Below are 12,651 nucleotides of genomic sequence, written 5' to 3'. Positions count from 1 at the left end.
AGTATCGCCGATCAGAAGCCGGAGATCACCGTCTTTCCGACGGTCCGCCCGGTCTCCGTCAGCTCGTGCGCCTGCCGCACCGTCGAAGCGTTGATCGGCTTCAGCTCGGTCGTCAGCGTGGTCCGGACGACACCCGCGTCGACCAGTTCGGCGACGTGTGCGAGCAGGTTGTGCTGGGCGATCAGGTCCCAGCCGTGCAGCGGGCGGGTGAACATGAGCTCCCAGTGGAAGCTGATGCTCTTCCCCTTGAGCGGCAACAACTCCAGCCCCGGCGGTTCGTCGATCGCGGTGATCGCTCCGCCGGGGCACAGCAGCTCGGCGAACTCCTCGATCCGGCCGGCGGTGTTCGGCGAGAACACGTAGTCCACGCCGTCCGGCGCCACCTCCCGCACGCTCGCGACCAGGTCCCGGTGGTCGGCCACGTGGTGGGCGCCCAGCGAGCGCACCCAGTCCCGCGACTCCGGACGGGACGCGGTCGCCACCACGGTCAGCCCGGTCAGCGCCCGGGCCAGCTGGATCAGGATCGAACCGACCCCGCCGGCGCCGGCGAGGACCAGCAGCGTGCCGGTGCTGTCCGGGCCGACCCGGAACCGGTCGTGCAGCGTCTCGTACGCGGTGATGGTGGTCAGCGGCAGCGCCGCGGCCTGGGCGAACGACAGGCTCCGCGGCTTCGGGCCCACGATGCGCTCGTCCACGACGTGGTACTCGGCGTTCGTGCCCGGCCGGTCGATCGTGCCCGCGTAGTAGACCTCGTCGCCGGGCCGGAAGAGGGTCACCTCGGCGCCGGTCGCGGTCACCACGCCGGCCGCGTCGAAGCCGAGCACCCGCGGCTCGCCGCCCGGGTCGGAGCCGGCGCGCACCTTCGTGTCGACCGGGTTGACCGACACCGCCTCGACGCGCACCAGGAGGTCGTGCGGTCCTGGCTCCGGGACCGGCAGCTCGACGTCCTCGAGTGCGGCGGGATCGGTGACGGGGAGGGACTTGCGGTAAGCCACCGCGCGCATGGTCGTCATGGCGGCGACGGTAGCCGGAAGGGCGTAGTTACCTGCAAGGCTCACAAGTTCCCATCGGGTACCATCGCAGCGTGCAGACCTGTGGCCCGAAGGACGTCTACGCCGCCGCGTGCCCGTGCCGGGACATGCTCGACCTGCTGGCGAACAAGTGGAGCGCCCTGGCGCTGGGCGCGCTGGAGGGCGGCCCGCAGCGGTTCGGCGCGCTGCGGGCGCGGCTGCAGGGCGTCAGCCCGAAGGTGCTGACCCAGACGCTGCGCAAGCTCGAGTCGCACGCGCTGATCGAGCGCGAGGTGTTCCCGGACGTGCCGCTGCGGGTGGAGTACCGGCTGACCCCGCTCGGCGCCGACGCGGCCGTCCCGCTGGCCGCGCTGCGCACCTGGGTGGAGGCCAACATCGACCGCTTTCCGGAACCCGCCTGAGAACCTCGGGCTTGACCTCGAGTTAACTCCAACTTCTAACGTCGTGACCATGACGGATGCGACAGCGACCGCGTTGCGGATGCCCCCCAGGACACTCCTGTTCACGCTGCTGGGCGTCAGCACGATGACCATCATGGCCAGCGCCACCATCACCCCCGCGCTGCCGGGAATGGAACAGCACTTCGCGGCCACCCCGAACGCCGCGCTGCTGGTCCGCCTCGTCCTCACCCTCCCCGGGCTCGCGATCATGCTCGCCGCGCCCGTGCTCGCCCGGCTGAGCGGCCGCGCCGGGCGGGTCCGGGTGCTCACCGCCGGGCTGGTGCTCTACGTCGTCGGCGGCGGGTCGGGCCTGGTGCTCGACTGGCTGCCCGGGCTGCTGGCCGGCCGCGCGGTGCTCGGCGCGGGCATCGCCGCCATCATGGTGACCTCGACGGCGCTGCTGGCCGACCACTACCCGGCCAGCGAACACGGCCGGGTGCTGGGGCTGCAGAGCGCCGCGATGGGGTTCGGCGGCGTCGTCGCCCTCCTGCTCGGCGGGGTGCTGGCCGACCTCAGCTGGCGCGGGCCGTTCGGGGTGTACCTGCTCGCGGTGCCGATGGTCGTGCTCGTCCTCCGGTTCGTGCCCGAGGCGCCGAAGTCCCCGACGGCCCCCGGCGGTCCACAACGGACACCGCGGCTGTTCGGCCTGTACGCGCTGATGTTCCTCGGCGTGGTCGTCTTCTACACCGTGCCGACGCAGGCGCCGTTCTGGCTGGGTGCGGTCACCGGCACCGGCCCGGTCGTCGTCGGCGTGCTAATCGCCGCGCTGAACCTCGTCATGACGCTGGTGGGCCTGAACTTCCGGCGACTGCGCGCCCGGTGGGACTTCCGCGTCCTCGCCGCTGTGCTCTTCGCCGCCTACGCCGCCGGGCTGGTCGTGCTCGGCCTCGCGGGCGGGATCTGGACGGCGGCGCTCGGCATGCTCATCACGGGCGTCGGCATCGGCCTGCAGAACCCGGTGATGAACGGGTGGGTGGTCGCCTCGGTCGACCCCGCGGCCCGCACCCGCGCGCTCGGGATGCTGACGTCCGCGTTGTTCCTCGGCCAGTTCGCCTCGCCGCTGCTGGCGCAACCGGTGGTGAACGCCGTCGGCCTCGGCAACACGTTCGTGCTGGCCGGTGCTCTCGGCCTGGTGATCTCCGTGGTCCTGGTTTTCCTGCGCGGCCGGGCAACCTCGGATTCGCCCACCGCGTAAGGAGGTGCGTAGGCCCACCGACAGGGAGGAAAGGGCATGCGCATCAAGGGAATTCTCATGGGGGCGGCGTCCGGGGCGATCGGGCTGGCGGTGTTCGCGGCGCCTGCCGCGAACGCGGCGGACCCGGTGGACTGCGACCCGAACCCCGGCTCGACCGGCTCGTGCGGGTGGGTCAACGTGGTGCCGGACGTCGTCCACCGCGGGGACGTGGTGGACGTGGAAGCCAACTGCCGCAACGCGGTGGCGCTCCCCGAGTCCGACGTGCTGCTGAACTTCACGCCCACCGGCGAGCCGACGCACTGGTCGGCGACGGTGTCACCGAAGGCGAAGCGGGGCGCGCACACCGTGTCGATCACCTGCCCGGAAAACACCTACACGAAGACGTTCTACGTGGTCCGATGAGGACGGACGGCGCGCTCGCCCGGCCACTGGCCGGGCGGCGCGACCGCGGGTGACGTCCGGACCATACTGGGCGACGCGGTGGTCGAGCGCGTTGCGCGGCGCGACCCCGTGGTAACTGGCGTTCCCCATTGCGAGCAGGAGGCTCACCTTCGGCCCGTGCCGGGCGTCGACGTGGATCCACTGCGCGTGCGCCGGATCCTGCTGGTGGCGAGCAGGCCTCGAGGCGTCCGCCGACTGGGCCGACCACCCGCCGCCCGTCGTGGGCAGCTGGGAATGGCGCATCACCGAGGGTGGCACCGACCACTACAACGTCGTCGCGTGGAACGACGAGACCTTCGAGCTGTACGGGCTGGCGCCGCCGGAGAACCGCTCCGCGCCCGCGGACGCCCAGCCCCGCTTCCCGCACGGCCGCTGGTGGGACGGCACCTACCACCCGCGCGCCGACCGCCGCAGCGAGGTCCCGCATCGTCCAGCCGGTCAGACCACGCCGACGGGTCAGCTCCAGTGCGGCGGACACGACCACGGAACGCGTGATCGGCGCGCGCTCACGGATGGGCGTCGACATCCCGGCCCTCGATCGCGGCGCGCGGCCGGAGCGGTCCCAGGTCGGGGCGGTCGCGGAGGGGGTGGACGAAGCCCGTCACAGCAGGATCCCGTTCGGCGAAGGGTCACGGCTGCCACACCCCATGATCGCGGGGACGGGCTCACCTCTTTGTATACCAGGAGCACCGCCCCCGCCAACCCCCGTGCGGGGCAGGTCCGCCCCGTACTATCGACCGGCACTCATCGTGGTCGATGGGAGGACTGGTGGTCGCCGAGGAGGAGCCCGCGGGCGTGCGCGCCCTCTGGCGTGCCCGGCGCGCCCCGGACGCCGCCGACGTGCTCGCCACCGCGCGGGGCGTCGCCGGGCACCTCGCCGACGGGCTGTCCGGGCCGGGCGCGCGGGCGGCGGCGAAGGGCGTCCGGTCCCTGCTCGGCGTGCCCGCGGCCGGGCTGGCCGACCTCTCCGGCGCGACCACCTGGGCCGGTCACCCCGCCGACGAGGACGCGGCCCGCGAACTCGTCTCCGCCGTCCTGCACAGTGAGACGCCGGCCGGGAAGGCGCCGCTGCGGGCGGTGCCCCTCGACGTCGACGGCGAGCTCGCCGGGGTGCTCGTCGTCGAGGGCGAGGCGCCGCGCAAGGCCGTGCAGGAGGTGGCCCGGCTGGTCGCCGGCGCGCTGGAACGGGGCAGGCTGGAGGCGTCCGCGGAGCTGGCGGCGCAGTCGGAACTGCGGGCGCTGCGCGCGGAGATCTCCCCGCACTTCGTCTACAACGCGCTCACCGTCATCGCGTCGCTGGTGCGCTCCGACCCCGACCGCTCCCGCGAACTGATGCTCGACTTCGCCGACTACATCCGGCACAGTCTCGCCAGGCACGGCGAGTACACCGCGCTCGCGGACGAGTTCCACGCCATCGAGACCTACCTCGCGCTGCAGCGGGCCGTCCTCGGCGACCGGTTGCGCGTGCAGATCCGCGTCGCGCCGGACGTGCTCGCCGTGCCGGTGCCGTACCTGGTGCTGCAGCCGCTGGTCGAAAATGCCATCCGGCACGGGATCGAGCCGCTCGGCAGGCCCGGCACGGTCTCGGTGCGCGGCGAGGCGGAAGGGAACGACTGCGTGATCAGCGTGGAGGACGACGGCGTCGGCATGCCACCCGCGGACGCGGAAGCGGTGCTCTCCGGCGACGGTGAGCGCGTCGGGCTGGCCAACGTCGACCGGCGGCTGCGCAGCGTCTACGGCCCCTGGTACGGCCTGGTCGTGGAAACCGCGCCGGGCGCGGGCACCCGCGTCGTGGTGCGGGTGCCGATGTTCCAGCCCGGGGTGGTCCTGCCGTGACCGGGTTGCGCGTGCTCGCGGTGGACGACGTGCCGCCCGCGCTGGAGGACATCTGCCAGCTGCTGCGGGAGGCGCCCGAGGTGGCGGAGGTGACCGGCGCCGGTGACGCGCTGACCGCGCTGCGGATGATCCAGAGCGAGCGGTTCGACGCGGTGTTCCTGGACATCTCGATGCCCGGCCTGGACGGGCTCGAACTGGCCGGCCTGCTGGCGAAGCTGAGCGAACCGCCGGTGATCGTGTTCGTGACGGCGCACGACGGGCACGCGGTGACGGCGTACGGCATCGGCGCGGTGGACTACCTGCTGAAACCGGTGCGCGCGGAACGGTTGTCGGCCGCACTGGGGAAGGTGCTGCGGATGCTGCCCGCGGGCGCGCCGAGGTCGCCCGCACTGGCCGACGCGCTCGCGGCGCTGCCGGTCGAGTCGCGGGGGCGGACGCGGTACGTGCGGCGCAGCGAGGTGCTGTTCGTCGAGGCGCAGGGCGACTACGTCAAGCTGCACACGCGCGGCGGCGTGCACGTGGTGCGGATGCCGATCTCGCGGCTCGCGGAGTACTGGGAGGGCAGCGGGTTCGTGCGGGTGCACCGCGGCTACCTGGTGGCGCTGGACGCGGTGCGCGAACTGCGCAGCGACTCTGTCGGAGGGCTGCTGGCGCACACGGCGGCCGGGGACGTCCCGGTGAGCCGACGGCACGCCCGCGAGCTGCGGGAACGGCTGCTGCGCGCGGCGCAGCGCAGCGAGCTGGGGCGGTGATCATGGGCGCTTGGCGGGTGGCTTGGCGGCTGCTCCCGGACGCGGACTGGTGCCCCTCGCGCGGTGGACAGCGTGTGGCCTGGCGGAAGCTTCCGCGCGCCGTTGGGCGGCGGCTGCCGCGCAACCGCGGCGCGGTTCCGGGACGCCCTCACCTGCGGATCCGGAGTGCCCCTGTCCCCTACCCCGCGGGGAGGTGCTGAATGCCCAACCGCCGCGTCGCGGTGATGAGTCCGCAGACCCGGCTCGCCCATGCGCGTCGTAGGCAGCGGGGGCGCTGGCGCCCGCCGCGGCTCGAAGCTGCCGACGCCGAGCGCGCCCTGCGGAACTACCGCCGTCAACGCCGCCGGGCGGTCGCCGCACTGCTGCTGCTCTTCGCGGTGCTCGCCGGGCTGCCGGTCCTGTTCGCGGTCTGGCCCGCGCTCGACCACACCCGCCTCGCCGGGGTGCCGGTTTCCTGGCTGGTGCTGGCTGTCGTGCCGTACCCGCTGCTCATCGGGCTCGGGCACTGGCACCTGCGCCGCGCCGAACGAGCCGAGAAACGTTGATGACCAGCCACCCCGCACCCGCCGCCCGATACGCCCGGGCACTCGCCCCGTGCCGGACAAGCCGAGCAGCCCTGATGGTCGCCACCTTCGCAGCCGCCGAACACACCCGCACGCTTGCCCCACGCCGAACCAACCGAACACCCCTGATGGCCACTCCCTCCACGGTCACCTCGCCCGCCCCACAGCCCAATACCCCCGCGCACCCGCCCCGCGCCGAACGAACCGAGCAGCCCTGATGGTCGGTCTCTTCGCCGTCGCCCCGGTCGTCCTCGTCACGCTCTTCATCGGGCTGCGCGGGGTCGCCGCCATGCGCACCACCTCCGACTTCCTCGTCGCCTCCCGCCGGGTCACTCCGCTGCTCAACTCGGCCGCCGTGTCGGGCGAGTACCTCTCCGCGGCCTCGTTCCTCGGCGTCGCCGGGCTCGTCGTCAAGGACGGGGTCGGCGCGCTCTGGTACCCGGTCGGCTTCACCGCCGGCTACATCGCCATGCTCGTCCTCGTCGCCGCCCCCATGCGCCGCTCCGGGGCGCTCACCGTGCCCGACTTCGCCGAAGCCCGGCTCGCCTCGCCGGCGCTGCGCAGGCTCGCCGCCGTCGTCGTGCTCGTCATCGGCGCGCTCTACCTCGTCCCCCAGTTCCGCACGTCCGGCCTGGTGCTGAGCGTCGTCAGCGGCACGCCCTACTGGGTCGGCGTCGTCCTCGCCGGGGCCGCCGTCGCCACCACGCTCGCGCTCGGCGGGATGCGCGCGGCGACCTACGTGCAGGCCTTCCAGTTCGTGCTGAAGGTCGTCCTGTTCGCCGTCCCCGCGCTGTGGCTGGCGATCACGGCCGGCGCCGCCGCGCGCGACGAGGCCCTGCACCCCGCCGAATTCACCCAGCTCCGCCAGGACACCCGCGTGGTCTTCCGCGTCGACGTCACCCTGGAGGCCACCCAGCCCATCCAGGCCAGGGAGCCCGACGGCACACCGGTCACGCTCACCCCCGGCCCGCACACCTTCGCCGCGGGCGAGGAACTCGTCTTCCTCGCCGGGCAACCGGTCCCGCGGCTGCCCGGCACCGCCCCGCCGGGCTCCGCGGGCTGGGAACGGCCGCTGCTCAACCTGGACAACGAAGGCCACCCGCTGCTCGGCACCCTCGCCGTCCTGGTCGCCATCGTGCTCGGCACCATGGGCCTGCCGCACGTGATCATGCGCTTCCACACCAGCCCCGACGGCCGCGCCGCCCGCCGCACCGCCGCCCTCACCGTGGCGCTGCTGTCCGCGTTCTACGTCTTCCCCGGCGTCTACGGCGTGCTCGGCCGGGTCCTGGTGCCGCACCTGTACCTGTCCGGCGCCACCGACACCGCGGTCGTCGCGCTGCCGATGCAGGTCGACACCGGCTGGGCGGGCACGTTGTTCACCGGCCTGCTCACCGCGGGCGCGTTCGCCGCGTTCCTCGCCACTTCACTGGGCTTGCTGCTGGCGGTGTCCGGCGCGATCGCGCACGACCTCGCGCCGGGCGGGCTGGCCCGGCTGCGCGGCACCGTCGTCGCCGCCGCGGCCGCGGTGGTGCTGCTCGCCCTGTTCGCCGTGCACCTCGACGCGGGTGTGCTCGTCACGTGGGGGTTCACGGTCGCGGCGTCGACGTTCTGTCCGCTGCTCGTCCTCGGCATCTGGTGGTCGCGGCTGACCGCGCGCGGCGCGATCGCCGGGGTCCTCACCGGACTGCTCGCGTCGTCCGGCGCGATCCTCGCGACCCTGGCCGGTGCGGACGTGCACGGCGTGCTCGCGATCCTGCTCGCCCAGCCCGCGCCCTGGTCGGTTCCGCTGGCTTTCGGCACGATGGTGGTGGTGTCCCTGCGCGGGCGGCCGCCCGCCTGGGCGATCACCGCCATGTTGCGGCTGCACCTGGACGAGAACCCGCCGCGCCAGGCCGGTCCGCGCCGCCGTTCGACCGGTTTCCGCGACCGCTTGTCGACCGTTCGTCGCGCCCGCTGACGGTTGGTCGCCACGCCACCGCGCCGCACGTCGTGACCTCCTAACGTGTCCGCCACCACACGACAAGGAGGTCTCCAGTGGCGGCCACCGAGCACGATCTCGGCCACGAGGAGTGGACGCGGGTCCACTCCAGCCCCGAATTCGCGCAGCTGCGCCGAAGGCTGCGGGGCTTCGTCTTCCCGATGACCGCGTTGTTCCTGGGCTGGTACCTGCTCTACGTCCTGCTCGCCGACTACGCGCACGGGTTCATGTCGACCAAGCTGGTCGGCAACTTCAACGTCGGACTGCTGCTGGGACTGCTGCAGTTCGTGTCCACGTTCCTGATCACCGGCCTGTACGTCCGCTTCGCCAACCGGAAGCTGGACCCGATCGCCGACCGCATCCGTGAGGACGTCGAGGGAGGCGCGCGATGAACCTCGCCGCGGGAGTCGCGGGCAGCAGCCCCGCGCTCAACATCAGCATCTTCGGCCTGTTCGTGGCCGTCACACTGGTGATCGTGCTGCGGGCCAGCCGCAACACCAAGACCGCGTCGGACTACTACGCGGCCGGGCGCGCGTTCACCGGACCGCAGAACGGCGTCGCGATCGCCGGTGACTACCTGTCGGCCGCGTCGTTCCTCGGCATCGCCGGCGCCATCGCGGTGTACGGCTACGACGGGTTCCTGTACTCCATCGGCTTCCTGGTGGCGTGGCTGGTCGCGCTGCTGCTGGTCGCGGAACTGCTGCGCAACACCGGCAAGTTCACGATGGGCGACGTGCTGGCGTTCCGGATGCGGCAGCGGCCGGTGCGCGCGGCGGCGGCGACGTCCACGCTCGCGGTGAGCTTCTTCTACCTGCTGGCCCAGATGGCCGGCGCCGGTGTGCTGGTTTCGTTGCTGCTGGGCGTGTCCAGCGGGATCGGGCAGTCGGTGGTCATCGCCGTCGTGGGCGTCGTGATGATCATCTACGTGCTCGTCGGCGGCATGAAGGGCACCACCTGGGTGCAGATCATCAAGGCGGTCCTGCTGATCGCGGGCGCCGCTCTGATGACCGTGTGGGTGCTGGGCAAGTACGGGCTCAACCTGTCCGCGCTGCTGCAGGGCGCGGTGGACCGCTCCAGCGAGGCGGTGCTGAACCCGGGCGCCCGCTACGGCGCGACCGGGACGTCGAAGATCGACTTCCTGTCGCTGGGCCTGGCGCTCGTGCTGGGCACCGCGGGCCTGCCGCACGTGCTGATGCGGTTCTACACCGTGCCGACCGCGAAGGAAGCCCGTCGATCGGTGGTGTGGGCGATCGCGCTGATCGGGCTGTTCTACCTGTTCACGCTTGTGCTCGGCTACGGCGCGAACGCGCTCGTCGGCGCGGACGTGATCCGGAAGGCGCCGGGTTCGGAGAACGCGGCGGCGCCGCTGCTGGCGCTGGAACTGGGCGGGCCGGTGCTGCTCGGGTTCATCGCCGCGGTCGCCTTCGCGACGATCCTCGCCGTGGTGGCCGGGCTGACGATCACCGCGTCGGCGTCGTTCGCGCACGACATCTACGCGAACGTGATCAAGAAGGGCAAGGTGGACGACCCCAACGGCGAGGTGCGGGTCGCCCGGATCACCGCCGTGGTGATCGGCGCGGTCGCGATCGTCGGCGGCATCCTGGCGAAGAACCAGAACGTCGCGTTCCTGGTGGCGCTGGCGTTCGCGGTGGCGGCGTCGGCGAACCTGCCGACGATCCTGTACTCGCTGTTCTGGAAGCGGTTCAACACCTCGGGTGCGCTGTGGAGCATCTACGGCGGCCTGGCGATCACGATCACGCTGATCGTGTTCTCGCCCGCCGTGTCCGGGACGCCGAAGTCGATGCTGCCGAACGCGGACTTCGACTGGTTCCCGCTGCAGAACCCGGGCCTGGTGTCCATCCCGGCGTCGTTCCTGCTCGGCATCGTCGGCACGTTGCTGTCGAAGGAGCACGACGAGCGCAAGCACGCGGAGATGGAGGTGCGCTCGCTGACCGGCGCCGGCGCCGAGAAGGCGACGGCGCACTAGCCGCCCCGCCTTCTCCCCGAGCCCCGGCGCCGCTGCCCTGGCGCCGGGGCTCGCTCATGCCGCGGCTGCCGCACCGGCCGGCAACCGCCATCCCGGATGCCGGGGCTCGCTCAGGCCGAAGCGCCGCCCGCGCGACAAAGTGCCACACGGCGGCCCGGCCACAGGCACTACGCCGAATCCCGCCGCGCGCCCCGCCGACCTGACACCAACGGGCGGAGGCGCCCACCATCCCGAGAGCCCTGCGCCGCTGCCCGGGCTCGCTGACGCCGAAGCGCCGCCCGCGCGACAAAGTGCCACACGGCGGCCACGCGCGATCCCATCGCGCCTCAACCCGTACCGACGCGCCGCCCCATCCTGAGCACCATCGCCGCGCGCCGGGCCACACCCAGGCTAAAGCGCCGTCCCAGGCTGAAGCGCCGTCGCACCCGGCAAGTGTCATTCGGCGGGGCCGCGCCGCTGCCCTGGCGCCGGGGCTCGCTCATGCCGCGGCCGCCGCACCGGCCGGCAACCGCCGTGGGCCGCAGCACCGCCCAACAACGCGATGCGCGGCACGACCAGGGCAGCCGCGGCCACGCACGATCCCACGCGTGCCTAGCGCCGCACCCGCGCGCCGCCCCAGCCGGCGGTATGTCCCACCATTCCGCCGCCGCTGCCCGGATGCCGGGGCTCGCTCAGGCCGAAGCGCCGTCCACCAACGCCATTCCCAATGGGGTCAGTGAATGACGCACCGTGTTGCGGTTGCGGTGGCTCGCGATCAGGCCGGCCGCCCGCAGCACCGACATGTGCTTGCTCGCCGCGGACGGGGTCACCCCCAGGCGCGCCGCCAGGTCCGACGTGCTGCATCCGGCCGCTGCCAGGACCATCGCCGCCGCGCGGGTCGGGCCCAGCAGCGCCGCCAGGGCGCGCGGGGTGGCGTGCGGGGCGCGGCGGACGCGTGGGTCTTCGGCCGCCGCGGGGTATCCGAGGCGCACCGGGCCCGCCGAGCCGGGCACGATCCACGGCTGCACCGTGAAATAGGTGGGCACAAGCAGCACCCCGGCCGTCCGCCGCGGCGTGCCGGGGCTCGCCACGCCCGTCACCAGGTACGGCGGCTCCCACCGCAGCACCGGGCGCAGCGTGGCCAGCAGACCGTCCACCCCACCGTCGGCCAGCGCCTGGATCCGCGCCTGCCGGTCCACCTCGACCCGCGCCCGCACGGTGTCCCAGTGCGGCGCCAGCGCGACCATGAAGTACTCCCGCAACGCCTGCACCAGCCGCGACAGCGCGGCGTCCGAACCGGACCGCAACGCCGCGGCCCACGGTGGCAGGCCGCGCGGCTCCGGCAGCGCCGCCAGCGCGGCCCGCACCCGGTCCGGCTGCGTGCCCAGCACCGCCGCGAGCCCGGACGCCAGGTCACCGCCCGCGGGCAGCAGGAACTCCGGCACCTCCCCCGACCCGTACAGCCACCGCAACACCGGGAAGGACTCCGGCAGCCGCCCCTGGACGCGGCGCCGCCACCAGCCGAACGCCACCTCCTCGTCCAGCAGCAGCCGCACGCTGCTCGCCAGCTCCCAGCACGGATCGGCGGCGTTGGACAGCCCCACGCGGGTGAGGTCGCGCGACTTCAGCTCCAGGCGCACCGGCGATCCTCTCCGCGAAACTGTGGCAGCACTGGAGAGATCGTTCGCGATACCGGTCCGTTACACCGTTGAACAGCGTTGTTGAGCGTCCGGGAAATGTGGTCGACTCCGGAGCGCCGCCACGGCGAAGATCCAGTTCCCGGGGTGCGGCCGGAGGATTCCGCGCCCCGTCACGGAATGGGGAACCCATGAGAAGACTGAAGCGGCCGTTCGCGGCCGCGGCACTGCTGGCCGGCCTGCTGTCGCTGTTCGTGGCGCCGAACGCGGGCGCGGCCCAGCAGGCCGGCGAGCCGGTCACGTCGCTGGACGGCCTGGTGCTGCGCCCGGCGCACCCGAACCAGGTCAAGGGCGGCGTCAACACGATGGCCGAGGAGCAGGCCTACCTGCTCGGCCCGGCCTCGGACCCGTCGCGCTGCCTGGACGCGGACCTCAACACGATCAACCGCAACGGCACCAAGGTGCAGCTGTGGGCGTGTGACCAGTACGCGGCTCAGCAGGCCTGGTACATCCGGCTGATCCCGGAGGGCTACTACCGGTTCCAGAACGCGTACAGCGGCCGCTACCTCGACGCCGACCTGAACACGATCAACCGCAACGGCACCGTCGTGCAGCTGTGGGACTACGTGGCGGGCGCGAAGAACCAGTGGTTCGCCGCCAGCGAGATCCCCGAGGGCTACCTGCGGCTGCAGAACGTGCAGAGCGGCCGGTACCTCGACGCGGACCTGAACACCAGCTACCGCAACGGCACCGTCGTGCAGCTGTGGCAGTACGTGGCGGGCGCGCAGAACCAGTGGTGGTACTGACCGGCT

13 protein-coding genes are annotated in these 12,651 nt (G+C 72.9%); 10 read left to right on the top strand and 3 right to left on the bottom strand.

Annotation, left to right across the window (positions count from 1 at the left end):
- Nucleotides 1–11 precede the first annotated feature (11 nt).
- Complete coding sequence (locus AMYTH_RS0138000; protein ID WP_027934609.1) at nt 12–1,013, bottom strand: zinc-binding alcohol dehydrogenase family protein; 1,002 nt, start codon at nt 1,011–1,013, stop codon at nt 12–14.
- A 71-nt stretch (nt 1,014–1,084) separates the two neighbouring features.
- On the opposite strand from AMYTH_RS0138000, the gene AMYTH_RS0137995 reads away from it, so the two are divergent.
- Genes AMYTH_RS0137995 through AMYTH_RS0137985 form a run of 3 tightly spaced genes read left to right on the top strand, consistent with a single transcriptional unit; the run spans nt 1,085 to nt 3,068 of the window.
- Entirely contained in the window at nt 1,085–1,432 is a 348-nt protein-coding gene (locus tag AMYTH_RS0137995) for a winged helix-turn-helix transcriptional regulator (protein WP_037323000.1), read from the top strand.
- A 49-nt stretch (nt 1,433–1,481) separates the two neighbouring features.
- Nucleotides 1,482–2,666, top strand: a complete 1,185-nt coding sequence (locus AMYTH_RS0137990; protein ID WP_027934607.1) for an MFS transporter — start codon at nt 1,482–1,484, stop codon at nt 2,664–2,666.
- 36 nt (nt 2,667–2,702) lie between these two features.
- On the top strand, nt 2,703–3,068 hold the full coding sequence (locus AMYTH_RS0137985; RefSeq protein ID WP_027934606.1) for a hypothetical protein: 366 nt from the start codon (nt 2,703–2,705) through the stop codon (nt 3,066–3,068).
- A 303-nt stretch (nt 3,069–3,371) separates the two neighbouring features.
- Here the strand turns inward: AMYTH_RS0137985 and AMYTH_RS50990 are convergent, their stop codons facing one another.
- Nucleotides 3,372–3,494, bottom strand: a complete 123-nt coding sequence (locus AMYTH_RS50990; protein ID WP_267283913.1) for a hypothetical protein — start codon at nt 3,492–3,494, stop codon at nt 3,372–3,374.
- A gap of 369 nt (nt 3,495–3,863) precedes the next feature.
- Here AMYTH_RS50990 and AMYTH_RS0137980 point away from each other — a divergent pair, with 369 nt between their 5' ends.
- The 6 genes from AMYTH_RS0137980 to AMYTH_RS0137955 all read left to right on the top strand — a co-directional run bounded on the left by AMYTH_RS0137980 (nt 3,864) and on the right by AMYTH_RS0137955 (nt 10,223).
- On the top strand, nt 3,864–4,943 hold the full coding sequence (locus AMYTH_RS0137980; protein WP_408626451.1) for a sensor histidine kinase: 1,080 nt from the start codon (nt 3,864–3,866) through the stop codon (nt 4,941–4,943).
- Nucleotides 4,940–5,695, top strand: coding sequence for a LytR/AlgR family response regulator transcription factor (locus AMYTH_RS0137975; protein ID WP_027934604.1), 756 nt, complete (start codon nt 4,940–4,942; stop codon nt 5,693–5,695). The genes AMYTH_RS0137980 and AMYTH_RS0137975 overlap by 4 nt, the downstream gene beginning before the upstream one ends.
- 200 nt (nt 5,696–5,895) lie before the next feature.
- Nucleotides 5,896–6,240: a hypothetical protein gene (locus tag AMYTH_RS0137970; RefSeq protein WP_027934603.1), complete on the top strand. Its 345-nt coding sequence runs from the start codon at nt 5,896–5,898 to the stop codon at nt 6,238–6,240.
- A 235-nt stretch (nt 6,241–6,475) separates the two neighbouring features.
- A complete protein-coding gene (locus AMYTH_RS0137965; RefSeq protein ID WP_027934602.1) occupies nt 6,476–8,215 on the top strand; it encodes a sodium/solute symporter in 1,740 nt (579 codons plus the stop codon).
- 77 nt (nt 8,216–8,292) lie between these two features.
- The gene (locus AMYTH_RS0137960; protein WP_017984247.1) at nt 8,293–8,628 is read left to right on the top strand and encodes a DUF485 domain-containing protein; all 336 of its coding nucleotides are present in this window, start codon (nt 8,293–8,295) and stop codon (nt 8,626–8,628) included.
- Nucleotides 8,625–10,223, top strand: coding sequence for a solute symporter family protein (locus tag AMYTH_RS0137955; protein WP_027934601.1), 1,599 nt, complete (start codon nt 8,625–8,627; stop codon nt 10,221–10,223). The genes AMYTH_RS0137960 and AMYTH_RS0137955 overlap by 4 nt, the downstream gene beginning before the upstream one ends.
- A 671-nt stretch (nt 10,224–10,894) precedes the next feature.
- On the opposite strand, the gene AMYTH_RS0137950 is transcribed toward AMYTH_RS0137955, so the two are convergent.
- Nucleotides 10,895–11,842 (bottom strand): ArsR/SmtB family transcription factor, encoded by a 948-nt coding sequence (locus AMYTH_RS0137950; protein ID WP_027934600.1) that lies wholly within the window; start codon nt 11,840–11,842, stop codon nt 10,895–10,897.
- 188 nt (nt 11,843–12,030) lie between these two features.
- Between AMYTH_RS0137950 and AMYTH_RS0137945 the strand changes: the two genes are divergently transcribed.
- On the top strand, nt 12,031–12,645 hold the full coding sequence (locus AMYTH_RS0137945; protein WP_027934599.1) for an RICIN domain-containing protein: 615 nt from the start codon (nt 12,031–12,033) through the stop codon (nt 12,643–12,645).
- Nucleotides 12,646–12,651: the final 6 nt, after the last annotated feature.

It is taken from the genome of Amycolatopsis thermoflava N1165, assembly GCF_000473265.1.
Lineage (GTDB): Bacteria > Actinomycetota > Actinomycetes > Mycobacteriales > Pseudonocardiaceae > Amycolatopsis_E > Amycolatopsis_E thermoflava.
The sequence above is the reverse complement of the archived record's forward strand: the minus strand, read 5'-3'. Positions and strand labels throughout refer to the sequence as shown.

Excerpts from the sequence above, each read along its gene's own strand:
- AMYTH_RS0137965 (WP_027934602.1), top strand. The coding sequence starts at position 6,476 with ATGGTCGGTCTCTTCGCCGTCGCCCCGGTCGTCCTCGTCACGCTCTTC.
- AMYTH_RS0138000 (WP_027934609.1), bottom strand. The coding sequence starts at position 1,013 with ATGACGACCATGCGCGCGGTGGCTTACCGCAAGTCCCTCCCCGTCACC.
- AMYTH_RS0137955 (WP_027934601.1), top strand. The coding sequence starts at position 8,625 with ATGAACCTCGCCGCGGGAGTCGCGGGCAGCAGCCCCGCGCTCAACATC.
- AMYTH_RS0137945 (WP_027934599.1), top strand. The coding sequence starts at position 12,031 with ATGAGAAGACTGAAGCGGCCGTTCGCGGCCGCGGCACTGCTGGCCGGC.
- AMYTH_RS0137970 (WP_027934603.1), top strand. The coding sequence starts at position 5,896 with ATGCCCAACCGCCGCGTCGCGGTGATGAGTCCGCAGACCCGGCTCGCC.
- AMYTH_RS0137980 (WP_408626451.1), top strand. The coding sequence starts at position 3,864 with ATGGGAGGACTGGTGGTCGCCGAGGAGGAGCCCGCGGGCGTGCGCGCC.
- AMYTH_RS0137990 (WP_027934607.1), top strand. The coding sequence starts at position 1,482 with ATGACGGATGCGACAGCGACCGCGTTGCGGATGCCCCCCAGGACACTC.
- AMYTH_RS0137985 (WP_027934606.1), top strand. The coding sequence starts at position 2,703 with ATGCGCATCAAGGGAATTCTCATGGGGGCGGCGTCCGGGGCGATCGGG.